Genomic DNA, 23,498 nt, shown 5'->3' with positions numbered 1-23,498 from the left:
CTAAACGCGCCTTTCTTGCTCCTGACGGACAACGGTCAGTCTGCCATCTATCACGCGGACCTCCAACCGTGTTCCGCCTACTTTACCGGCGGCGACTCCGCCTGTTCCGCGCGCACTCACTAGCTTGTCGATGCCCCGGACCACCCCATCGCTCACCCGCAGCGTATGGGCTTGCAACCAGGCCACGATCTGGCGTCGGCGCACCGGCTCGGGCAGGCTCGCCAGCTCGCGGGCGTCGTCGGTGGGCCCATCTGCCCACCCGGCTAGTAGCGCCTCGTCGGCCGCTGCCCTCTCCGCCGCCAGGGCCAGCGGGGCCACGGCGTCTCCGCCCAGGATGCGCTCGAGCTCCGGGATGACGCGAGTGCGCACCGCCACCCGGGCAAACGCCGGATTGTTGTTGTGCGGATCGCTCCACCAGGCCAGCCCTAACTCCCGGCAGGCCCCCTCGGTGTCGGCGCGGCGGATTTGTAGGAAGGGTCGCAGGATCTGCCCGCTGGCCGCGCTCATCCCCACGGCTCGCCCGCGCAGGAGTCCAAGTAACAAGGTCTCGGCCTGGTCATTTGCGGTGTGGGCTACCAGGACGGGGCGCTGGCCGGCTACCTCCCGCAGCGCCGCGTATCGAGCCTCCCGGGCCGCCGCCTCCATGCCCACACCATCATCAACCACGTCGACGGCGATGACCTGAGCACTCGCCCCCAGATCGCGGGCCTGCTCGGCTGCGCGTTCGGCCACCGCAGCGGAGCCCTCCTGCAACTGGTGGTCAACCACCACCGCGTGCACGGCAAACTTTTCGGCCACGCACGCAGCCACTAGGGCCAGGGAGTCTGCTCCTCCGGAGAGGCCCACCACCACGTCGGGGTGGGCGGGGCGAAGTGGTCTAACGGAGCGTCGACAAGCGAGAAAGTGCGGGCTTACCCGGGGGTAATCCAGCACCTAGGCCTCCCGCAGGGCCGAAGCCATGCGATCCAGGGCGCGGCGCCCGGCGGTGATGTCGGCGTCGTTGGAGATGAAGGCGAAGGTGTACACGCGCCCGGACTTCGCGGTGACCGAACCGGCCAGGGCATTCACGCCGGTCAGGGTGCCGGTCTTGGCGCGCACCCAGCCGCGGCCGGGCATGTCCAGGTAACGATTCTCCAGCGTGCCGTCGCCCGAAGCCACCGGGAGGTCGGCCAGCAGGGGGCGCAGGCGCTCACCGGTCGCGCCGGCGGTCAGGATGTCGCTGAGCAGCTGCGGGCGGATCTTGTTGTCCACGCTCAGGCCCGAGTTGTCCTTGAGTGTGGTCTCGGAGGTGTCAAAGCCGGCCTCGGTGAGAATCTCCAGGGTCGCGCGGGTGGCCGCATCCGCGGAGTTACCAGTGCCGCGCCCAAGCGCGACCTCGCGGCCGATGGCCTCGGCCATGACGTTGTCGGAGTGCAGCAGCATCTCCTTGAGTCGCTCGGACAGCGGGGGCGAATCGACGCTGGCGATCGGGTCTGCACCCGTCGGGGCCGGCCCCATTCCCACGGTCGGGGCACCCAAGCGCTGCGCCAACGCACCGGCCACGTCCACGGCCGGGGTGTGGCTGCGCGGGGCATCGCCTTCCGAGGCCCCGATGCGCCCGCCATAGATCATGGCCGGCTCCAGGGGCGCCACGTAGCCGCCATCCACGTTGGTCGGATCCCAGCCCTCCAGGATGGTCGGCCCGGTCCACAGCGAGGTGTCCACCGCCACGGTGTCTACGTTCATCCCCGTGGCCTTGATCTCGCGGGCCAGCTCGTCGATCTTTTCTGGTGTGAGCCACACATCGCCAGCCGCGCGAATGACCACCGAACCGGGGGCCTGGCCGCGCACGACTTCGGTGGTGAGCACGGAGTCTTCACGCAAAGAGAGCACCGCAGCCGCCGCGGTGAGCACCTTCGTGGAGCTGGCCGGGGTGAGCGCACCATCCGGGTTCTGGCTCCATATCACCTCGCCACTGGTGGAGTCGGTGACAATGCCGTGCATGGTCCCCAGCGCCGGATCCGCAGCCAGGCCGCTGAGCTGGGCGTTGAGCGCGTTATTGTCCACCGGCTGCACGTCGATCCCGGCCGGGGTGATCTCGCGCGGCGGAGCGGTCACCGACAGCGGCTGTCCGTGATCCAGGTGGGCGTATTGCTGGTGGGACAGCACGCCGACCGCCGCCGTGGCGCCCACACCAATGGTGAGCAACCCGGCGGCTGCGGCAATCGCTATGTTCTTTGCGCTCATCGCGCCTAACCCTAGTCCGTTGCCCGGCGCGCAGGGGTGTCCGGCAGGCTGAAGGCCAGATCGGGCGCGTCGGCAAACTCACGCACGTCCACGCGCACCCGGTAGACCGGCTCGATCACCTGCGGCACGAGCACCTCGTGCGGCGTTCCTTGGGCCACCACGCGTCCGCCGTCCAGCGCCACGATGCGATCGCAGTAGCGCGCGGCCAGGTTGAGGTCGTGCAGCACCACCACCGCGCAGGGCAGCCGGCGGATCGTGCTCATGACCTCGTGCTGATGGCGCACATCGAGGTGGTTGGTGGGCTCGTCCAGCAGCATCGAGCGCGCCTGTTGTGCAAGCCCGCGCGCGATGGCCACGCGCTGGCGCTCGCCACCGCTGAGGTCCAGCACGGAGTCGCGGGCGCGATCGAGCAGGTTGACGGCCTCCAGGGCCTGCGTGACCGCCTGCTCGTTGACCCGTGCGCTGGTGCGGTGGGCCAGGCGCCCCAGGTTGACCACCTCGGCCACGCTCAGCGGCAGGTGCATGTCGGTGTTCTGTGCCACCACGGCCACCCGGCGCGCCCGCTCGGCGGCAGATAGGTCGGTAAGCGGTTCACCGCCGATTTCCACGCTGCCGCGCGAGGGTTTGAGCGCCCCGTACAGCAGGGCGAGCAGGCTGGACTTGCCGGAGCCATTGGGGCCCACCACGCCCACGATCTCCCCGTCGGCAGCGTGGATGTCCACGCCCTCGAGGACTGTGTGGCCGCCGCGCTCGAGGCCCAGATCCCGCCCGCGGATCATCGCGCGAACTCAGCCACCCGGCGCGCGCCCTCGACGGCCAGCGGCCCGGGCGGCTCGGCGTAGTTCATGGGCAGCGCCATGATCTTGTCATTCTGCACTGCGGGGATGGTCTCCGCTCCCGGCAACGCACGCACGGACTCCACCGGGTCGCCGCTCTGGTACAGCGCGACGATGACGTCGGGTTGCTTGGCGACGATCTGCTCCGCCGACACCTCAAACACCCGCTCATTAACGTCCCCGAACACGTTGTCCAGGCCGGCCGTCTCCACCACCGGGGTGGCCATCGATGCCGACCCGTAGGCATAGGTCACCCCGCCGCCGACCGACGGGTACAGCACCGCCACCTTGAGCGGGCGATCCACCTTCTTAATCTGCGCGACCTGCTGCTTGATCTGCTCGTTGACCTCGCGCGCCTTGTCCTCCCGGTCGAAGATCTGGCCGTACAGCTCGACCTCCTGGGTCACGCTGTCCCAGCTGGCAGGGTCGTGAGCCCCCTCGCAGAACACCGGCTCGGTGACCACCGGGGTGTTGCCCATCGTCTGCGGAGTGACCTGGTCGGTGTAGCCGATCACCAGGTCCGGGTTGGTGGCCACGACCTCCTCGCGACCGATGTTCAAGTGACCGGAGGGGTCCAGCTCATCGGTCAGCGTGGGCACCTTGGCCAGCTGCGCGTTCGTCTCCGGCGAGTACAGCTGCTCGGGATACTTGCCCGCCTTGGCCGTGACCTTATCCAGCACACCGAGCGCAGCCAGCGTGTTTACTGAGTGCGGGGCCAGCAGCGTGACCCGCTCTGGCGCTTTCTGCAGGTTGACGGGGTGCCCGCAGTTGGTGATCTTCGCCTCCTCCTGCGTATTCGCACAGCTGGTCAGGGCTGCCGCTGAAGCAAGTATCACGGCAAGGGAAGTTAGGGATCGCATACTTGCTGACTCTAGAGTTTGCGAACGAGTATCAACAAGAACGGCGCCCCCACCAGCGCGGTGATGATGCCAATGGGCAGCTCCTGCGGCGACATCAGCGTGCGCGCAGCCAGGTCCGCCACCACCAGCAGCACCGCCCCCAATAGCGCGGTGATTATTGCGTTGCGACGATGCACCGCCCCCGCACACCTTCTTGCCACATGCGGCACAATCAGTCCGACAAACCCAATGGATCCGACCATCGCGACCAGGGCTCCGACCAACAAGCACACACCCACCAGTGCCAGCTTGCGCAGCTTTTCCGGGTTAAGACCCAATGCGTGGGTGGTGTCATCTCCGAGGGAAAGGGCGTCGAGAAGCGGACCGTATTTCATGGTGGCCGCCAGCGCCGTGACGACGACCACCGCCACCACCAGCAAAGGCCCACCAAAACGTGCCAGGCCGAGCGAGCCGAGCAGCCAAAACATCACCGAGCGCGCGCCCTCGGCCGAGTCGGAGGCGAACACGAGGAAGCTGGTGGCCGCCGAGAGCGCGTAACCGACTGCCACGCCCGCCATGAGCAGGCGCAGGTGGCTCATGCCCCGGCCGGCCAGGGCGAAGATGAGGGCGCTGGCAGCAAGAGCGCCGGCGAAGGCGCTGGCTTGGAGGGCGTAGTCGCCAAGCTGGGCACCCAGGCCGAAGAGCATGGCACCGGCCGCACCGACGCTGGCGCCGGAGTTGATGCCGAGCACATAGGGGTCGGCAAGCACGTTGCGCACCAGCACCTGCATGAGCAGGCCCGCCAACGCCAGGCCCGCACCCGCCAGCGCGCCGAGGATCACACGCGGCAGGCGGATCTCCCACACGATTGCGCGCGTCATGGGATCAGCACTGCCCGTGAGCGCCTGCCACACCTGGGTTGGGGTCAGCTCGACCGAGCCGATCATCACGCCCAGCACCATGGCTGTGAGGAGCGCGACTGTGAGGGCGAGGCCGATGAGGAGCGCCCGGGAGTTGGCCTGCTTGATGCCAAGTACATCCACGTGTGGGCTCCTGCTGGTAGGCGGTAGGGTTGAGCGCGAAGATACTCCCCGATTACAGAGAGGTCACCATGAAGGTAGACGTCACCGTCGAAATCCCCAAGGGCTCGCGCAACAAGTACGAGGTCGATCACGAGACCGGCCGCGTTCACCTCGACCGCTACCTGTTTACTCCCATGGCCTACCCCGCCGACTACGGCTTCATCGAGCACACTCTCGGCGAGGACGGCGACCCGCTCGATGCCCTGATCATCATGCCCGAGCCCGTTTTCCCGGGTGTGATCGTCAGCGCCCGCATCGTCGGCGTGTTCAAGATGACCGACGAGGCCGGCGGCGACGACAAGCTCCTCTGCGTGCTTGACGACCCCCGCTTCGACCACCTCCAGGACATTAACGACATCTCCGAGTTCACCCGCGACGAGATCGAGCACTTCTTCGTGCACTACAAGGACCTGGAGCCGGGTAAGGAGGTCTCCGGATCCGGTTGGGGCGGCCGCGACGAGGCCGTCAAGATCCACGACGAGGCCATCGCCCGCTACCAGGGCTAGGTTTCGCAGCGCGCGACCTGGGGTTTTGGTTTGCCCGCAACCACCCCTGGTCGACGCGAAGCAACCACCCGATCTTCCGGTCGACCAGACCCCAGGTTTCGCAGCGCGCGACCTGGGGTTTTGGTTTGCCCGCAACCACCCCTGGTCGACGCGAAGCAACCACCCGATCTTCCGGTCGACCAGACCCTAGCGAATCGACCAAGAACCCGGCCTGAAACCCGGACCGCGCGAGAGGGCCTGGCGGACCATGTCCACAAAAATGCCTTCCCGCAGGTGGCGGTACTCTATGCGCAGGATTCCGTAACCGGTGTTGGTCAGGGAGTGCTGGCGTCGGGCCTCCCGCTTGGGATCATCCTGGGTGGAATATTTGAGCATGCCGTCGAATTCGAGGATGAGCCAGCCGTCGATAAGCATGTCCACGCGATAGAGCGCACCGTCGGAGCAGCGGATGCGCACTTGACACTTAATCTCACAGGTGATGTCGGAATCCTCGAGAAGCACACGCCCCCACGATTCGATCACGCTCTCTGATACCCCAACCGACCGCTCAAGCAACGCCCGTATACGCGCTTTGCCGGGATAGCGGCGCGCACCGAGGATTCGCGAGCTTACGTTCCCGCAGGCCAAACGCACCATGTCCATGGCCACAATCCCGGCGAGATCCGAGCTATACAAAGCCACGTCGCGTGCAGCGCGCCAAGGCCAGACAACCCGCATGCCGTTAACTTCCTGATACTCGTCGTCCCCCAAGTAAGCAGAGTGATAGCGAGCGTAGTGCGAGCTGCGATTCGCGGATTTTGCCCTCATGGTTCCAGGCAAGTGAAGGTCCACGCAGGTAGATCGGCCGAAGTAACCAATTCCGTATAGGCATAGTGCAGCCGTCCCGGTCACCACGGAGGATTTTGCCGATCTTGCAACAGCCCAAGCCATGGCATGTTCCCATTGCCACGGAGAAAGCCGTTCGTATACCGCCCGCGGAAGACCAATAGTCTTGGTCAGCCACACAATGTCATCCCGAGCGTCGGGAGCAGTGATCATGTGGGCCGCGCAGTCGGGAACTCGTACTGGAATCTCCATACCCACTTAGACCTCGCAAACCACCCAGCGGTTCCCCACGTGGTTAGACTCGCGGGCATGCAGAACATTCAGCCGCAGGAAGTCCCCCAGAACGTCCGGCTCATTGACGTGCGTGAGCCTGATGAGTTTGCCGCGGTGCACGCCGCGCAGGCCACCAACATCCCGTTGAGTGAGTTCACGGGGCGCGTAGGCGAGATCGATACGACTCTGCCGGTGTATGTGATTTGTAAGTCTGGTGGGCGTTCGGCACGCGCGGGCGAGTTTTTGGAGCAGGCCACGGACGCGGAGGTCATCAACGTGGAGGGCGGCACCGACGCGTGGGTCGCGCTCAACTTGCCCACCGAATAGTGGGAACTCCCCCATGATTCCCGGAAACAACGGTTGTGGCGCTACCATAACCACCCATGATCCCGGATTCCCTGCTTAACTCTCCCCTGTTCCAGCTCGAGCGCCTGCGTCGCCGGACTCGCGACGCGGTCGAGGCCGCGCTGAGCACCAAGGACCTCGGCGTGCGCGCGTACTGGACGCTGTCGTGCCTCGTGGAGGCGGACGCGGCCAGCCAGGCGTCGCTCTCGGAGGCGCTCGGCATTGATGCGTCGGACATCGTGAGGCTTATCGACGCCCTGGAGCAACGTGGATGGGCCAAGCGCGAGCGAGATCCGAAGGACCGGCGTCGGCAGATCGTGACCGCGTCGAAGAAGGGGCGCAAGGCGCACGCCGAGCTGCTTGAGCTGGTCAACGCCGCCGAGCTGGAGGCCCTGGGCGAGGACAACACCAAGCAGCTCAAACACGTGCGCAAGCTGGCCAAGGCCGTGGAGGACTAAGTGGCTTCCATCCCAGCTCAGTACTTGCGCGGGGACGAGGCCGCCCCGGTACGCACGCTGTATGACATTCTTGCCGACACGGCGGAGGCCCACCCGGAGGCCGCGGCTATCGACGACGGCGAGGTAACCACCTACTCCGAGCTCATGCTCACCATCGACGCGATGGTGGGCGAGATGCACGCGCAGGGCGTGCGGCGCGGCGACCGTATTGGTGTGCGTATGACCTCGGGCAGGCGCGACCTGTACCTGGCCATCCTGGCCACCATCGCCGCCGGCTGCGCGTACGTGCCCGTAGATGCGGACGACCCGGATGAGCGCGCCGAGCTCGTGTTCACCGAGGCTGGCATCGATGCCCTGTTTACCGACGAGGGCCTGCGCATGCTCTCCCCGCTGGGCAAGCGCCACCGGGCGGATACGCTGCGCCCGCAACCGGATGACACGGCGTGGATCATCTTCACCTCCGGCTCGACGGGCAAGCCCAAGGGCGTGGCGGTTTCGCATCGTTCCGCGGCCGCCTTTGTGGATGCCGAGTCGCGCCTGTTCTGCCAGGACAACCCGCTCGGCCCGGAGGATCGCGTGCTGGCTGGCCTCTCGGTGGCCTTCGACGCCAGCTGCGAGGAGATGTGGCTGGCCTGGGCGCATGGAGCCTGCTTGGTTCCGGCCCCGCGCAAGCTGGTGCGCTCGGGCATGGACCTGGGCCCGTGGCTGATTCGTCGCGACATCACCGTGGTCTCCACCGTGCCCACCCTGGCCGGCCTGTGGCCCGCCGAGGCCCTGGATAACGTGCGCTTGCTCATCGTCGGTGGCGAGGCCTGCTCCCAGGAGCTGGTCGAGCGCCTGGCCACGCCGGATCGCGAGATGTGGAACACCTACGGTCCCACCGAGGCCACCGTGGTGGCCAGCGCACAGCGCCTCTACCCCGGCCTGGATGTGGGCATTGGATTGCCTCTCGACGGCTGGGATCTCGCCGTCGTGGACACCGAAGGCAACCAGGTTGCGATGGGCGAGGTCGGCGAGCTGGTCATCGGCGGAGTCGGCCTGGCCTCCTACCTGGACCCGGAAAAGGACGCGGAGAAGTACGCCCCGGCCCCGAAGTTGGGGTGGGAGCGGGCCTACCGCACGGGTGATCACGTTCGCCTGCTGGTCGAGGGCCTGGCCTTTGTGGGGCGCGTGGACGATCAAGTCAAGATCGGCGGGCGCCGTATTGAGTTGGGCGAGGTGGAGGCGGCCGTCGCCAAGCTTGAGAACGTGTACAACTCCGCCGTCGCCGTCCAGACCACCGGCGCGGACCAGAAGGTGCTGGTGGCGTACGTGTCGCTGGAGCACCCGGAGCGCGGGTTCGACCACGAACAGGCCGCGCACCGCCTGGTCGAGTCCATGCCGGCTGCCCTGGTGCCGCGCGTGTGCGTGATGGACGAGCTGCCGGTGCGCACCTCAGGCAAGGTGGACAAGAAGGCCCTGCCGTGGCCGCTGCCGGATACGCGTGTGGACGAGGGCGCGATGACCGCCACCGAGGCGTGGCTGGCGCAGCTGTGGGTGGACATCCTGGCTACGAGTGTGAGCGGCCCGGATGATGACTTCTTTGAGCTGGGTGGGTCCTCGCTGGCGGCGTCCTCGCTGATCGCCAAGATCCGCGAGCGCGTGCCCACCATCGCCGTGCGCGACCTCTACGACCACCCGCGCCTGGGCGCGCTGGCCGAACACATCCAGGAAGTGGCCGCCAACAACGGGGTCAGCCTGCAGCACCAGCGCCCGAAGAAGGTGCGCCGGGTGCGTCCGGTCAAGCGACGCGCCCGCGTGGCCCAGACGCTGATCAACCTCGCAGTGATGACTCTGTACGCCGCCACCCCGCTAGCCTGGTTCGCGCTGATCTCCACCGCGGCCCACTCGCTGGGCATGCCCTGGGCGGTGCACACACCGTGGTGGCTGGCGATCCTGTTGGTGGTCGTCTTTGCCACCCCGCTCGGTCGTCTGCCCATCGGCGCGATCGGTGCGCGCATGCTCACCGCCGGCATCCGCCCCGGTACTTATCGGCGCGGCAGCGCGGCCCACCTGCGGGTGTGGGCCGCCGAGCGCTGGGCGGACGCCTCGGGCTCGCGCGATATTGCCGGCTCGACCTGGGTGAACTACTACGCCCGCTTCCTAGGCGTGAAGGTCAAGCGAGGTGTGGATCTGCACTCGCTGCCCCCGGTGACCGGCATGCTCTCTTTGGGCAAGCACTGCTCCGTCGAGCCCGAGGTGGACTTGTCCGGTTACTGGCTGGACGGGGACATCCTGCGCGTGGGGCGCATCAGCATCGGTGCGAACGCCCGCGTGGGCACCCGCTCCACCCTGCTGCCGGGCACCTCGGTGGCGGCCGGCGCTCACCTCGAAGCAGGCTCGACGCTCATGCCGGGCAGCCGGGTCAAGGCGGGCTCGCGCTGGGCGGGCTCGCCGGCGGTGAAGGTGGGCCGCTCCAAGCATCGCTTCCCGGGTTATCACCCGCCGCGTCGCAGCCGCTGGGTCTGGGTGTTCGGCGCGACCTCGGTGGCGCTGTCTGCTCAGCCGGTGATTGCCGCCGGCCTGGGCATCGCTGCCACGCTCGGCCTGGTCGCGGCCACCGGCGGCAACCCATATGTGGGAGCGGTACTCTTCGCCCCCATCGGCGCGCTGGTGTTCATGGCCGCCTACGCGCTCATGACACTCATCGGTGTGCGCCTGTGCGGTCGCGGCCTGCGCCCTGGCGTGGCCCCGGTGCGCTCGGCCCAAGGCTGGAAGCTGTGGACCACCGAGCGGCTCATGGACGAGGCTCGCACCGTCCTCTTCCCGCTGTATGCCGGCCAGCTCACCCCGAAGTGGATGCGTGCTCTGGGTGCCCGCGTGGGCCAGGACGTGGAAATCTCCACCGCCGTCATGGTGCCCGCGCTCACCGAGGTCCGCGACGGCGCCTTCCTGGCCGACGACACCATGGTCGGCGGCTACGAGCTCGGCGGTGGTTGGACCTTTACCGGTGAGACGGTGATCGGTAAACGCTCCTTCCTGGGCAACTCCTCGATCACCCACCCGGGCCGCAAGCTGCCCAAGAACTCCCTGGTGGCGGTGCAGTCCTCCACGCCCAAGAAGGCCAAGGCCGGCTCCAACTGGTGGGGTTCTCCGCCGGAGCGCATGCGCCGGGTGGCCAACAGCGCCGAGGATGGCGAGACCCGCACCTACTCCCCGACCCGCTCGGTGAAGATCATGCGCGGATGCATCGAGACGCTGCGCCTACTAGCCCCCATGGCCAGCGCCATGATCCTGGCACTGTGCCTGGGTGCGGCCCACTACGTGCACGCTCGCCTCGGCTTGGGCGCGATGTTCGCGCTCGGCGGGGTGATCTGGATGCTCGGCGGCGCGCTCGCCGTGGCCATCGCCGTGGTGGCCAAGTGGGTGTGCGTGGGCGCGCATCGCCCGGGAGACCACGCGCTCTTTAGCAGCTTTGTGTGGCTCAACGAGCTGCAGGATGCCTTCATCGAGGCCGTGGCCGCGCCGTGGTTCTTTGTCCACGCGGTGGGCACCGGTGAGCACAACATCGCGCTGCGCCTGCTGGGTGCCAAGATCGGCCGCGGCGCGTGGGTGGAGACGTACTGGCTTCCTGAAACCGACCTGTGCCACATCGGCCGCGGAGCCACGGTCGGCCCGGGCACGGTGGTGCAGACTCACCTGTTCCAGGATCGCGTGATGAGCCTGGACACCGTCACCCTCGCCCCCGGCGCCACCCTCGGCGCACACTCGGTGATGCTGCCCGCCTCCCACGTGGGCGAAGGCGCGGTGGTCGGCCCCGGCTCCTTGGTCATGCGTGGCGACCAGGTCCCCGCCGGCTCCTCCTGGCAAGGCAACCCCATCGAGCCGCGGAGGATCTAGGGGATTCTCGCTTATCGACGCTTCCCTTGCCCAGCATTGAGTTGAAGGCCCGCGCGGGCTTTCTGCCTTGACATATTGGTTTCTCTTCCGAGGCAAGTGCGCTTCCGGTCGACACTAAGCGGGTTTTGGTGAATCAAAAGCCCAGGTCGCGGGCAACGAACGTGCTCTAGGTGTCGACCGGAAGCATGCGTGGTCGACCGGAAGCCACGCAGATTACTTCGGGTCGACCAGAGCTGGAGTTTTGGTAGCTAAAAGCCCAGGTCGCGTGTTGGCGGCGACCGTCCCTGGTCGACCGGAAGCCAGGCTGATTACTTCGGGTCGACCAGGGCCGGAATCTAGTCTCCGATCTGGTCGCGGCCTCGCTTGACCAGCAGCGGGTCGGGCTCACCAACGACCTCGTGGTCCTTGTTGGTGTACTCGAACTTGCTCAGGATGTAGCGCATGGCGTTGATGCGGGCGCGCTTCTTGTCATTCGACTTGATAGTGATCCAGGGGGACTCTTCCGTATCCGTGTAGCGGAACTGCTCCTCCTTGGCCCAGGTGTAGTCGTCCCACTTATCCAGGGAGGCCAGGTCCATTGGCGAGAGCTTCCACTGACGCACGGGATCGACTTGGCGGATGGCAAAGCGGGTGCGCTGCTCGCGACGCGTGACGGAGAACCAGAACTTGGTCAGCGAGATGCCGGAGCCTAAGAGCATGTTCTCCAGCATGGGGACCTCACGCAGGAACTCGGCGTGCTGGGTCTCGGTGCAGAAGCCCATGACGCGCTCCACACCTGAACGGTTGTACCAAGAGCGGTCGAAGAAGACGATCTCGCCTGCCGACGGGAAGTGCTTAATGTAGCGCTGGAAGTACCACGAGGTGGACTCGCGCGGGCTGGGCTTGGCCAAAGCGACGGTGCGTGCACCACGGGGGTTGAGATGCTCGTTAAAACGCTTAATCGTGCCGCCCTTGCCGGCGGCGTCGCGACCCTCGAAGAGGATGATGTGGCGCTGGCCGGTTTCCTTGGTCCAGTTCTGGAACTTCAGCAGCTCGATTTGGAGCTTACGCTTGAGCACGTCGTACTCCTCGCGCGTCATGCGCTCCTCATACGGGTAGTTCTCGCGCCAGGTATCTACCGGGGTGCCATCGGGACGCAGGAGGACGGGATCGTCCTCGTCGGAGTCGTCAACCACGTACCCCTCGGTGGCCGCCAAGTCGATCAGGGGTAGCTCGTCGTGCGTCGTGTCAGCCATGCGTTCAAGTGTAGTCATCAGTCAGGAATTCGGCTCGCTAGCACGGCGATTACCTGCAAAGTCACTTGCAAGTAAAACCCCAGACAGATGCACAAAAGACCTCCGCCCAAAGGGCGGAGGTCTTTGATTTCAGCTTTGCGCTAGAGCGCAGAAAGCTTAGAGCTTGGCAGCCAGGCCAGCCAGGTCGCCGATGGCGCCAACGAAGTCGCCCAGGTTGCCGAAGTTCTCAGCGATGCGGCCGAAGATGGAGTCCTCGGAGGAAGCCAGAGCAGCAACGGAGGAGAGGCTCAGCGGCAGGGACGGGTCGGTCGGCTCAACAGCGGAGGAGAGGGAAGAAAGCAGCATGTTAATTCCTTAGATGTTAGAGAGGCTTAACCTGAAAGCTGGGTGCTTTTAGGAGGACAGGAAGGAGGAGAAGCTGTCAGCGGCGACGGAGCCGTTGTAGGACAGCTCAGCGGTGTTCTCGATCAGGCCAGCAACAGCAGCCGGAGCCTTCAGCAGGTCTGCGAATGCGTTAGCGAACTTGTCGAAGTCACCGAGCAGGTCAGAGATGAGCTTCAGATCCATGAGATCTCCTTGCATATTAGCCAGCAAGATGCCGGACAACGTGTAGATGCGACACCGGGTGGCGTCTCAGTTGGATACTAAACACGATTGTGTCCACCTACGTCAAGCTATAAATCGGGCTTTATCTGTGAACTCTACGTGAATAACGCTTACATAACGCATATATTCGCGCAGGCCAGAGCATAGGACAGACCTATCCTCACAGGTAGTACACATATTTGGACACCTGTCCGCATGCTCTTCTAGATGCGCCTTATGAGCCTTAACTACTTACCCCTCTATACCCCACGCCAATGTCGTTTTAGTTTCAAAAACAAAAACTCCCCGCCACCTACGCGGTGTGCGGGGAGCTAAACGGTGAGCGGAGGGGCGTCGATAAGCGATGCCCCAGCCACCTATTTACATGCCCATACCGGCCATGTCCTCCGGGGACGGAGCAGCGCCAGCCGGCTGCGGCTTGTCGGCCACCACAGCCTCGGTGGTGAGGAAGAGGGCGGCGATGGAGGCGGCGTTCTGCAGAGCAGAGCGGGTCACCTTAGCCGGATCCAGGATGCCGTTGGACATCATGTCCACGTACTCGCCGGTAGCGGCGTTCAGGCCCTCGCCAGCCGGGAGGTTAGCCACCTTGTCGGCCACCACACCCGGCTCCAGGCCAGCGTTGAAGGCGATCTGCTTCAGCGGAGCGGACAGAGCCTCGCGGACGATCTTCACGCCGGTAGCCTCGTCGCCGGACAGGCCCAGGTTGTCCTCCAGGACCTTGGCGGCCTGCAGCAGAGCAACTCCACCACCGGGGACGATGCCCTCCTCAACGGCAGCCTTGGCGTTACGCACGGCGTCCTCGATGCGGTGCTTGCGCTCCTTGAGCTCCACCTCGGTGGCAGCGCCGACCTTGAGCACAGCCACGCCGCCGGCCAGCTTGGCCAAGCGCTCCTGCAGCTTCTCGCGGTCGTACTCGGAGTCGGAGTTCTCGATCTCGGCGCGGATCTGCTTCACGCGACCCTCGATCTGCTCGGCGGAGCCGCCACCCTGCACGATGGTGGTCTCGTCCTTGGTCACCACGACCTTGCGGGCGGAACCCAGCAGGGAGAGGTCGGCGGTCTCGAGGTTGAGGCCCACCTCCTCGGAGATGACCTGGCCGCCGGTAAGGATGGCCATGTCCTGCAGCTGAGCCTTGCGGCGGTCACCGAAGCCCGGGGCCTTCACGGCGACGGACTTGAAGGTGCCGCGAATCTTGTTGACCACGAGGGTGGACAGGGCCTCGCCCTCGACGTCCTCGGCGATGATCAGCAGCGGCTTGCCGGACTGCATGACCTGCTCCAGCAGGGGCAGCAGGTCCTTGATGTTGGAGATCTTGGAGGAGACCAGCAGCACGTACGGGTCCTCCAGGACGGCCTCCTGGCGCTCCACGTCGGTGGCGAAGTAACCGGAGATGTAGCCCTTGTCAAAGCGCATGCCCTCGGTGACCTCGAGGTCCACGCCGAAGGTGTTGGACTCCTCGACGGTGATTACGGAGTCCTTGTTCACGGAGCCGTTGCCCACGGCGTACATGGCGCGAGCGATCTGCTTGCCGATCTCCGGGTCAGCAGCCGAGATGCCAGCGGTCTGCGCGATCTGCTCCTCGGTCTCGACCTCCTTGGCGCCGGACAGCAGGGAGTCGCGCACCTTCTCGGTGGCGGCCTCGATGCCGCGCTTGATGCCCATCGGGTTGGAGCCGGCGGCCACGTTGCGCAGGCCCTCGGACACCAGTGCCTGAGCCAGAACGGTAGCGGTGGTGGTGCCGTCACCGGCGACGTCGTCGGTCTTCTTGGCTACTTCCTTGACCAGCTCGGCGCCGATCTTCTCGTAGGGATCCTCGAGCTCGATCTCCTTGGCGATGGAAACGCCGTCGTTAGTAATGGTCGGCGCGCCCCAGGACTTCTCCAGAACGACGTTGCGACCCTTCGGGCCCAGGGTGACCTTAACGGCATCTGCCAGGGTGTTCAGACCCTTTTCGAGGCCGCGGCGTGCTTCCTCGTCAAAAGCAATGATCTTGGACATAAGTTCTGTGTAGCTCCTTGTTTGTCTGTGACGTGATTAAAGGACGACACTCGGTGCAAACGTCCGCTCCCGCGAGGCGCCCGCGACGGCACGGCTGGCGAGTGTGACTTTGTCCAGCCTCACCCTCGGAAGCATCTGGCACTGTAGGGGTCTAAGTGCTAGGGCCATTTTTAGCAGTCGAGACTAGTGAGTGCAAGAACGAAGGGGCGTACCCTTGGCGTCTATGACTGACGCAACTACTGATTCCATTCGCTCCCACGTCGCCGGCGACCGCGAGCGCATCTTCCAGGATCTCTCCGAGGTCTGCTCCTTCAACTCCGTGCATAACGAGCCCGGCCTGGAGCAGGACTGCGCGCAGGCCCGCGACTGGGTAGTCAGCGCCCTGGAAAGCGCCGGCCTCGAGGTGGAGCAGTACCCGACGTCGGACGGCTCGACGACGGTGATCGGCACCCGCGACGTCTCCGAGAACGCCCCGACCGTGCTGCTCTACTCGCATTACGACGTCGTTCCCGTCGGCGACCGCGACGCCTGGATCTCCGACCCGCTCACCCTCACCGAGCGCGAGGGCCGCTGGTACGCCCGCGGCGCCGCCGACTGCAAGGGCAACCTGGTGATGCACCTGGCCGCCCTGCGTGCCGTCGAGGCCGCCGGTGGCCCGAGTGTGAACCTCACCGTGCTCATCGAGGGTTCCGAGGAGCGCGGCGGCGCCGGCCTAGACAACCTCATCTCCGAGCGCCCCGAACTCTTTGCCGCCGACGTCATCCTTATCGCCGATACCGGTAACGCCGCCGTCGGCGAGCCCACCCTGACCACCAGCCTGCGCGGCGGTGCCCAGGTGGACATCACCGTGAACACGCTGAAAACCCCGGTGCACTCCGGCAGCTTCGGTGGCGGCGCCCCGGACGCCGTGGCCGCACTCATCCGCGCGCTCGATTCGCTTCGCGACGACGCCGGTCGCACCGTTATCGACGGCGTGGACACCACCGGCGTTTGGTCTGGCGAGGCTTACGACGTGGACACCTTCCGCACCGACGCCAGCGTGCTCGACGGCGTGGAGCTCGTAGGAACCGAGGACGACAAGATCGCCGACCTCGTCTGGGCACGTCCGGCCGTGACCGTGACCGGCTTTACCTCCACCCCGGTGGCCGAATCCCTCAACGCCGTGCCTGCTACCGCCAGTGCGCGCATCAACCTGCGTGTGCCCGTGGGCCTGGATCCGCAGGACACCGCGGACAAGCTGGCTGCCCACCTCAAGGCACACGTGCCGTTCAACGCGCAGGTGGAAACCAATGTGTTTGACGTCAACCCGCATTTCTCCACCGACACCGAGGGCGAGTCCACCCAGTTGCTCACCCAGTGCCTGGCTGAGGCCTACGGTCTGGAGGGCGCCGAGAAGGTCGGCTTCATCGGCAGCGGTGCCTCCATCCCGCTGACCGCCGTGCTGCAGTCCGCTCACCCGAATGCCGCGATCGCGCTCTACGGCGTCGAGGAGCCGCTGGCCACCATCCACTCCCCCAACGAGTCGGTGGATCCCGAGGAGATCGTCTCCATCGCTGCGGCCGAGGCGCTGTTCCTGCTGCGCTTTGGCAAGTAGGTAAGCCGGGGCGTCGAGAAGCGAGCGAGGCGCGCACGCGCCCCATATAATACGGAGTAACTTTTACACCACCGTGGCTTATGACTAGAGTGGGACACATGTTAGCCACGCCTGTGCGTGGCGTGTGAGAAGATCGCGCCCGCTTGGCCTGGGATAACGCGCCGCCATGTCAAAGACGCCGATCTCCCAAGGGGTGAGCCTTAGCGCCGTGATCTTCCTCCTTTTCGCCCTGTGTGGCGCAACCATCCTCGCCGCCCCGCTGATCCGGGTGATGGGCCGCGCAGCCTTCGCGCTGCTCGCGCTCGTCCCCGCAGCGGGCTTTGTGTGGTTGCTGCTGCAGTTTTCTGCGGGCACCTTCGCCGATGGGGGTGCCTTAAGTACCTCCGTGGAGTGGATGCCCTCGGCCCACCTCAACCTGGACTTCCGCCTCGACTCCCTCTCCGGACTGTTCGGGCTGATCATCCTGGGAGTCGGCGCCCTCGTGCTGTTCTACTGCTGGGGTTACTTCGACTCCAACCCCATGCGCCTGGCCAAGTTTGGCACCGAGCTCATCGGGTTCGCCGGCGTCATGTACGGCCTGGTCATCTCCAACAACCTGCTGCTGATGTACGTGTTCTGGGAGATCACCTCGGTGCTCTCCTTCATGCTCGTCGGCTACTACGGCGAGCGCGCTTCCTCCAGACGTTCCGCCGGCCAGGCCCTGATGGTGACCACCCTGGGTGGCCTGGCCATGCTGGTGGGCATCATCCTGCTGGGCACCACCTCAGGGGCATGGACGCTTAGCGACATCGCGGCGATAGACACTTGGCGCGATACCCCCTACATCTTCCCGGCCGTGGTGCTCATCCTGGCTGGCGCGCTGTCCAAGTCCGCGATCGCCCCGGCGCACTTCTGGCTACCCGGCGCGATGGCCGCCCCGACCCCGGTCTCGGCCTACCTGCACTCCGCAGCGATGGTCAAGGCCGGCATCTACCTGGTCGCGCGCCTCAGCCCCAGCTTTAACACCGTGGCCGGCTGGCACCTGGTGGTCATCTCGCTGGGCGTGTTCACCATGCTGCTCGGCGGCTGGATGGCGCTGAAGCAAAAGGACCTCAAGCTCATCCTGGCCTACGGCACCGTCTCCCAGCTGGGCTTTATCGTCTCGGTGATCTCCATTGGCTCGCGCGATGCCCTGCAGGCTGGCCTGGCGCTGACCTTTGCGCACTCCCTGTTCAAGGCCGCGCTGTTCATGATCGTCGGCGTGATCGACCACTGCACCGGCACCCGTGACATCCGCAAGCTCTCCGGCCTGGGCCGCAAGCAGCCGCTCCTGGCCGGGCTGGCCATCGTCTCCGGCCTGTCCATGGCGGGCGTGCCACCGTTCTTGGGATTCATAGCCAAGGAGTCCGCGCTGACCACCGTGCTGCACGAGGAACTGCTGGTGGGCATGCCCGGCAACCTCCTGCTGGTGGGCCTGGTGATCGGCTCGGTACTCACGATGGCCTACACGCTCTACCTGCTCTTCGGCGCGCTGGCCACCAAGGATGGCCAGACCTCCGAGGCCGTGGAGAAGATGCATTCTGTCGGGCCTACCCTGTGGCTGGCTCCCCTGGTGCTCACCCTGACCACCGTGCTGCTGGGCCTGTGGCCCGCCCCGCTGGATCACGCGGTGACCCAGCACCTGGATGCCGTCGCCCCGCTTGCCGAAGGCGAAAAGGCCACCCACCTGGCGCTGTGGCACGGCTTCACCATCCCGCTGGCGCTGACCGCCTTCATCCTGGCCGCCGGCGCAGTCATGTACTGGCAGCGCGCGGTGGTGGCCAAGGCGCAGTTCGAATACCCCGCGCTCGGCTCGGCCGACCACGCCTACGACCGCGTCCTGCACTTCCTGCGCGTGATCTCCATGAAGCTGACCGCCTCCACCCAGCGCGGCTCGCTGACCACCAACCTGGGCGTGATCTTCATCGTGCTCATTCTGCTGCCGGTGATCTCGCTGCTGCTGGGGGAGCGTAACGACGTCCGCATGATCCTCTGGGACACCCCCTGGCAGGCGGTCGTGGCCTTTGTCATCATCGTGGCCGCGGTGACCGCCACCACCCTGGGCAACCGCCTGTCCGCTGTGGTGATGGTCGGCGTGACCGGCTACGGCATGGCCACCCTCTTCGCGCTGCACGGCGCACCCGACCTGGCTCTGACCCAGGCGCTGGTGGAGACGATCTCCGTCGCCGTGTTCATGCTCATCCTGCGTAAGCTGCCCACCACCGCCAACCTCAAGGCCTCCGGCGACTCCAACCGCCTGCGCGCCTGGCTGGCCGTGGCCGTGGGCTTAAGCGCCACCGTGGTCACCATGTTTGCCATCAACGCGCGCACCGCCACCCCGGTGAGCGTGTACATGCCCGAGCTGGCCGAGAACATCGGCCACGGCGCCAACGCGGTCAACGTGCTGCTGGTGGACCTGCGCGCCATGGATACCTTTGGCGAAATCTCGGTGCTGGTCATCGCCGCCACCGGCGTGGCCTCCCTGATCTACCGCAACCGCTCCTTCGCCCGGCCCTCGCGCCGCCCGGTGCTGCGCTCCGAGGGGCGCCGCTGGCTGGCCGCGGACATCGAGCCGGAGCGCGCCCTGAACCGCTCGATCATGGTGGACATTGCTACCCGCATCCTGTTCCCCTCCATGATGGTGCTCTCGCTCTACTTCTTCTTCGCCGGCCACAACGCGCCCGGCGGCGGCTTCGCCGGTGGCCTGGTCGCCGCACTCGCGATCACGCTGCGCTACCTCGCCGGCGGCCGCGCCGAGCTGGAGGAAACCCTGCCGGTGGACGCCGGCAAGATGCTGGGCGTGGGCCTGATCATCTCGGCCGCAGCGGCCATCGGCCCCATGCTGCTGGGCGATCCCCCGCTGACTAGCTACTACTACTCCACCGAGCTGCCGCTCATCGGCTACTTCTCGCTGCCGTCCGCGCTGGTGTTCGACGCCGGCGTCTACATCATCGTCGTCGGCCTGATCAAGCACATCCTGGATTCCATGGGCGGCCAGCTCGACTACGAGGAAGAGATGCGCAAGCAGCGCGCCCGCGACCGGGCACGTTCGCTGGCACGAGCTGCTCACCACAGGCGTCGAGAAGCGTTGCGCGCCGGGCAGCGCATGGCCGGGCCCGAAGCGCCCGCTCAGGGACCCCTGCCCTCCACCCCGCGCGGCAAGCAGACCGTCTCGCTGGATCCCACCGAGCCGGACGACGCCTCCCCGCACGACTCGACCACCCGCACCCAACGAAGGGACGACTAGACCATGGAAGCCAACCTCGTCCTCCTTCTCGCCGCGGGCGCACTCGTGGCGTGCGGTGTGTACCTCATCCTGGACAAGGTGCTCACCCGCATCCTCATGGGCCTGCTGCTCCTGGGCAACGGCGCCAACCTGCTCATCCTCCAGTCCGGCGGTGCGGCGGGCTCGCCGCCGATCATGAACCGCGACAACGAGCACTACGGCCCCGAGATCGCCGACCCGCTGGCGCAGGCGATGATCCTGACGGCGATCGTGATCTCCATGGCGCTGACCGCGTTCATTCTCGCGCTGATCTACCGCCAGTACCGCTACCGCACCGCCGACATCGTGGAAACCGACGCAGAGGACACCGCCATCGCCATCGCCGCCCGTTCCAGCCTGGCCTCGGCCGCGCCGGATCATGACGCCTCCGACGACCCGGAGACCGGCCGCCCCACCCGCTCGGGCGACAGTTTCGGCCCGCAATCCTTCGAGGGACCGCTGAAGGGGGCCAACGACGATGACTAATGCCGTGTACGACTTCATCGCCTGGGTCATGCCGCTGGTGCCCTGGCTGCTTCCCCTGCCGATCCTGCTGCCCGCCGTCGGTGCCGCGATTGCGCTGCTGACCGCGCACTGGGTGCACGTCCAGCGCGCCGTCTCGCTGCTCACGCTCGGCCTGCTGCTGGTGCTCAACCTCACGTTGGTGCTGGTGGCCGACGTGGAAGGCATTCAGACCCTGCAGATGGGTGGCTGGGATGCGCCCGTGGGCATCACGCTGGTGGCCGACCGCCTGGCCACCCTCATGCTGGCCGTCAGCTCGATCGTGTTGTTCTGCGTGATGTGGTTCGCCATCGCCCAGGGCGTGCGCGACGGCCAGAACGAGGAGCCGGTGGCCGTGTTCCAGCCGACCTACCTGCTGCTGACCATGGGCGTGAACCTCTCCTTCCTCGCCGGCGACCTGTTCAACCTCTACGTCGGCTTCGAGGTCTTCCTGGTGGCTTCTTATGTGCTGCTCACGCTGGGCGCCTCGCCGGGTCGTGTGCGCGCCGGTATTGGCTACGTGGTCGTCTCCATGGTCTCCTCCATGATCTTCTTGCTGGCCATCGCAGGCGTCTACGCCGCGGTGGGCACGGTGAACATGGCGCAGATTGGTATCCGCATGGAGGACGTGCCCGACGGCACCCGCGCCGCCATCTTTGGCACCCTCCTGGTGGCCTTTGGCATCAAGGCCGCCGTGGTCCCGCTGGATGCCTGGCTTCCCGACTCCTACCCCACCGCCCCCTCACTGGTCACCGCCATCTTCGCCGGCCTGTTGACCAAGGTGGGTGTCTACTCGATCATCCGCATGCGCTCCTCGGTGTTTCTCACCGACTTCTTCGACGGCCTCTTCTTGTGGGTCGCGCTGGCCACGATGGTCATCGGCATCCTGGGTGCGATGGCGCAGACGGACATCAAGCGTCTGCTCTCCTTCACCCTGGTCAGCCACATCGGCTACATGATCTTCGGCATCGGCCTGGGCAACGAGGAAGGCCTCGGCGGCGCCATCTTCTACGCGGTGCACCACATCCTCGTGCAGACGGCCCTGTTCCTCGTGGTTGGTCTTATCGAGCGGCAGGCCGGGACGTCGTCGCTACGCCGCCTCGGCTCCCTGCTCTACACCGCACCGCTGATCGCCGCGCTCTACCTGATCCCCGCCATCAACCTCGGCGGCATCCCGCCGTTCTCCGGCTTCCTGGGCAAGATCATGCTTCTCGACGCCGCCGCTCAACACGGAACCTGGCTCTCCTGGGTCTTGGTTGCCGGCGCCGTAGCGACCTCGCTGCTCACCCTCTACGTCATGGTGCTGGTCTGGTCCAAGGGCTTCTGGCGCGACCGCAAGGATGCGCCGGAAGGCTCGCTGGCCATGGCGCGCCCGGCCCCGCTGGCGGACGTCACCGACGAGGTCGAATTCACCGAGCGTGACGACGTCGGCCGCATGCCCTTCGGCATGCTCGCCTCCACCCTGACCCTGGTAGCAGTCTCCTGCGCGATCACCCTGGTGGCCGGCCCGCTGGCCGCCGTGACCGACCGCGCCGCCGCCAGCGCCCAAAACCCGGAGATCTACCGCACCTCCGTGCTGGGCACGCACTACCGCGAACCCGGCCGCACGCTCGACCCCGAGCGTCTCGACGACGGCACCGACGCCATCGACGAGCGCGCCGGCACGTTGGATAACAACGAGGGCGGCGAGCTCAACACCCCGGGAGGTACCACGAAATGATCTCGCGCATCCGAAACCGACTGCGCCCAGGCTTCATCCTGTGGATCGTGATCATGTGGTGCCTGCTCATGGGCGAGATCACCTGGGCCAACCTCTTCGCCGGCATCGGCGTCGGCCTGCTCATCGTCCTGGGACTGCCGCTGCCCGCCATGCCGACCGGCGGGCTGAGCATTAGCTGGGGCCGGCTGGTGGTGTTCATCTTCCGCTGGCTGGGTGAGCTCGCGGTGGCCTCGGTGAAGGTCGCGTGGCTGGCGTTGCGACCAGCCGATCCCCCGACCACCGCCATCGTCCGCGTGCCCATGCGTGTGTCCAACGAGCTGGTGCTTTACCTCGCCACCGTCGCCTACAACCTGCAGCCCGGCGGCGCGATCACCGACATCGATGTGGCCAACCGCATGCTCACCATCCACTTCCTGGACGCCGGCACTCCCGCCGCCCTCGAGCGGGAGATCGCCTCCGTAGCCCGCCTCGAGCGCGCCATGATCGACATCTTTGAGAAGGTCTCATGAATCCCGACCTCTACAACCTGCTCCTGCTCATCCCCGCCCTGCTCATCGCCGTGGCGATGATCATCGTGGTCTGGCGCATCGTCGTCGGCCCCGACTCCATGGACCGCATCGTGGGCCTCGACGGGTTCGTCGCCATGCTCCAATGCGCCCTGGGCGTGTTCATCTGCTGGACCCTGGACACCACCGTGGTCAACGCCATGCTCGTGGTCGCCCTGCTCGGCTTCATCTCCTCCATTTCCGTCGCACGATTCCGCAAGAGGGACGGTGCCCAATGAGTCTTGCTACCGACATCATCTCCCTAATCCTGCTCACCATCGGCGCGTTCTTCGTCTTCTCGGCCGCCATCGGCGTGGTCCGCTTCCGCGACACGATGTCCCGCGTCCACGCCATCACCAAACCCCAGACCACCGGCCTGATCCTGGTGATCCTAGGAACCGTCATCCGCGTTACCGGCTCCGAACAGTTCTCGATCTCCGAGCGTGGCGACATGGGCATGCTCGCCCTCCTCGTCATCTTCGCCCTGATGACCAGCCCGATTACCGCCCAGCGACTCGGCCGCATCTCCCGCCGCGAGGGCCTGTACGGCGAGACTTCGCGTAACGACGCCCCCGCCGAGCGCTCTATCCGCCGCCGAGGGTAAGTTTTCCGCGCTGGTTGTTGGGTGGCGCGGGGTGCCCGCGCGCACCCTTACGAGTGCAAAATTCTGCACGACGGTGGATGTCAACCTGTTTGGAGTCACTGCACCCCCACAAGATTGATACCCACCTGCTCAGCAGGCCCAGC

At 66.2% G+C, this 23,498-nt stretch carries 21 protein-coding genes; 11 read left to right on the top strand and 10 right to left on the bottom strand.

The window, feature by feature from the left end; all coding sequences use genetic code 11:
- From tilS to FHE74_RS08340, 5 genes are read right to left on the bottom strand one after another with little or no spacing between them, the layout of a single operon-like run.
- Positions 1–933, bottom strand: coding sequence for a tRNA lysidine(34) synthetase TilS (gene tilS, locus FHE74_RS08360; protein WP_342773745.1), 933 nt, complete (start codon positions 931–933; stop codon positions 1–3).
- A complete protein-coding gene (gene dacB, locus FHE74_RS08355) occupies positions 934–2,226 on the bottom strand; it encodes a D-alanyl-D-alanine carboxypeptidase/D-alanyl-D-alanine endopeptidase (protein WP_139466056.1) in 1,293 nt (430 codons plus the stop codon). It abuts the gene before it with no gap.
- Between the two features lie 11 nt (positions 2,227–2,237).
- On the bottom strand, positions 2,238–2,948 hold the full coding sequence (locus FHE74_RS08350) for an ABC transporter ATP-binding protein (protein WP_246049242.1): 711 nt from the start codon (positions 2,946–2,948) through the stop codon (positions 2,238–2,240).
- A 53-nt stretch (positions 2,949–3,001) separates the two neighbouring features.
- Positions 3,002–3,922 (bottom strand): ABC transporter substrate-binding protein, encoded by a 921-nt coding sequence (locus tag FHE74_RS08345; protein WP_139466054.1) that lies wholly within the window; start codon positions 3,920–3,922, stop codon positions 3,002–3,004.
- Positions 3,923–3,933: 11 nt separating this feature from the next.
- Positions 3,934–4,944, bottom strand: a complete 1,011-nt coding sequence (locus FHE74_RS08340; protein WP_246049241.1) for a FecCD family ABC transporter permease — start codon at positions 4,942–4,944, stop codon at positions 3,934–3,936.
- Positions 4,945–5,012: 68 nt separating this feature from the next.
- Here FHE74_RS08340 and FHE74_RS08335 point away from each other — a divergent pair, with 68 nt between their 5' ends.
- A complete protein-coding gene (locus FHE74_RS08335) occupies positions 5,013–5,489 on the top strand; it encodes an inorganic diphosphatase (protein ID WP_139466053.1) in 477 nt (158 codons plus the stop codon).
- Positions 5,490–5,675: 186 nt separating this feature from the next.
- Here FHE74_RS08335 and FHE74_RS08330 read toward each other — a convergent pair whose 3' ends face one another.
- Positions 5,676–6,566 (bottom strand): hypothetical protein, encoded by an 891-nt coding sequence (locus FHE74_RS08330; RefSeq protein WP_139466052.1) that lies wholly within the window; start codon positions 6,564–6,566, stop codon positions 5,676–5,678.
- 57 nt (positions 6,567–6,623) lie between these two features.
- On the opposite strand from FHE74_RS08330, the gene FHE74_RS08325 reads away from it, so the two are divergent.
- From FHE74_RS08325 to FHE74_RS08315, 3 genes are read left to right on the top strand one after another with little or no spacing between them, the layout of a single operon-like run.
- The gene (locus FHE74_RS08325; RefSeq protein WP_139466051.1) at positions 6,624–6,914 is read left to right on the top strand and encodes a rhodanese-like domain-containing protein; all 291 of its coding nucleotides are present in this window, start codon (positions 6,624–6,626) and stop codon (positions 6,912–6,914) included.
- Between the two features lie 56 nt (positions 6,915–6,970).
- Complete coding sequence (locus FHE74_RS08320; protein WP_139466050.1) at positions 6,971–7,390, top strand: MarR family winged helix-turn-helix transcriptional regulator; 420 nt, start codon at positions 6,971–6,973, stop codon at positions 7,388–7,390.
- Positions 7,391–11,269 carry a Pls/PosA family non-ribosomal peptide synthetase gene (locus tag FHE74_RS08315; protein ID WP_139466049.1) on the top strand — a complete coding sequence of 1,293 codons (3,879 nt, stop codon included), beginning with the start codon at positions 7,391–7,393 and terminating at the stop codon, positions 11,267–11,269.
- A gap of 335 nt (positions 11,270–11,604) precedes the next feature.
- Here the strand turns inward: FHE74_RS08315 and ppk2 are convergent, their stop codons facing one another.
- The 4 genes from ppk2 to groL form a co-directional block, all read right to left on the bottom strand.
- On the bottom strand, positions 11,605–12,504 hold the full coding sequence (gene ppk2, locus FHE74_RS08310) for a polyphosphate kinase 2 (protein WP_139466048.1): 900 nt from the start codon (positions 12,502–12,504) through the stop codon (positions 11,605–11,607).
- 156 nt (positions 12,505–12,660) lie between these two features.
- Positions 12,661–12,849: a hypothetical protein gene (locus FHE74_RS08305; protein WP_139466047.1), complete on the bottom strand. Its 189-nt coding sequence runs from the start codon at positions 12,847–12,849 to the stop codon at positions 12,661–12,663.
- 48 nt (positions 12,850–12,897) lie between these two features.
- On the bottom strand, positions 12,898–13,071 hold the full coding sequence (locus FHE74_RS10680; protein ID WP_180339724.1) for a hypothetical protein: 174 nt from the start codon (positions 13,069–13,071) through the stop codon (positions 12,898–12,900).
- 399 nt (positions 13,072–13,470) lie between these two features.
- Positions 13,471–15,108, bottom strand: a complete 1,638-nt coding sequence (groL, locus tag FHE74_RS08300) for a chaperonin GroEL (protein WP_139466046.1) — start codon at positions 15,106–15,108, stop codon at positions 13,471–13,473.
- A 223-nt stretch (positions 15,109–15,331) separates the two neighbouring features.
- Between groL and FHE74_RS08295 the strand changes: the two genes are divergently transcribed.
- From FHE74_RS08295 to mnhG, 7 genes are all read left to right on the top strand, one after another.
- Positions 15,332–16,702 carry a dipeptidase gene (locus tag FHE74_RS08295; RefSeq protein ID WP_139466045.1) on the top strand — a complete coding sequence of 457 codons (1,371 nt, stop codon included), beginning with the start codon at positions 15,332–15,334 and terminating at the stop codon, positions 16,700–16,702.
- Between the two features lie 208 nt (positions 16,703–16,910).
- Positions 16,911–19,967 (top strand): Na+/H+ antiporter subunit A, encoded by a 3,057-nt coding sequence (locus FHE74_RS08290; RefSeq protein WP_139466139.1) that lies wholly within the window; start codon positions 16,911–16,913, stop codon positions 19,965–19,967.
- A gap of 3 nt (positions 19,968–19,970) precedes the next feature.
- A complete protein-coding gene (locus tag FHE74_RS08285) occupies positions 19,971–20,471 on the top strand; it encodes a Na(+)/H(+) antiporter subunit C (protein WP_139466044.1) in 501 nt (166 codons plus the stop codon).
- Positions 20,464–22,206, top strand: a complete 1,743-nt coding sequence (locus tag FHE74_RS08280; protein WP_139466043.1) for a Na+/H+ antiporter subunit D — start codon at positions 20,464–20,466, stop codon at positions 22,204–22,206. Before FHE74_RS08285 ends, FHE74_RS08280 begins: the two co-directional genes overlap by 8 nt.
- On the top strand, positions 22,203–22,715 hold the full coding sequence (locus tag FHE74_RS08275) for a Na+/H+ antiporter subunit E (RefSeq protein ID WP_139466042.1): 513 nt from the start codon (positions 22,203–22,205) through the stop codon (positions 22,713–22,715). The genes FHE74_RS08280 and FHE74_RS08275 overlap by 4 nt, the downstream gene beginning before the upstream one ends.
- Positions 22,712–22,990 (top strand): monovalent cation/H+ antiporter complex subunit F, encoded by a 279-nt coding sequence (locus FHE74_RS08270; protein WP_139466041.1) that lies wholly within the window; start codon positions 22,712–22,714, stop codon positions 22,988–22,990. Before FHE74_RS08275 ends, FHE74_RS08270 begins: the two co-directional genes overlap by 4 nt.
- Complete coding sequence (gene mnhG / locus FHE74_RS08265) at positions 22,987–23,355, top strand: monovalent cation/H(+) antiporter subunit G (protein WP_139466040.1); 369 nt, start codon at positions 22,987–22,989, stop codon at positions 23,353–23,355. Before FHE74_RS08270 ends, mnhG begins: the two co-directional genes overlap by 4 nt.
- Positions 23,356–23,498: the final 143 nt, after the last annotated feature.

The sequence above is a fragment of the Corynebacterium tapiri genome (assembly GCF_006334925.1).
Classification (GTDB): Bacteria; Actinomycetota; Actinomycetes; order Mycobacteriales; family Mycobacteriaceae; genus Corynebacterium; species Corynebacterium tapiri.
This window is presented reverse-complemented; position numbering and strand designations above follow the sequence as displayed.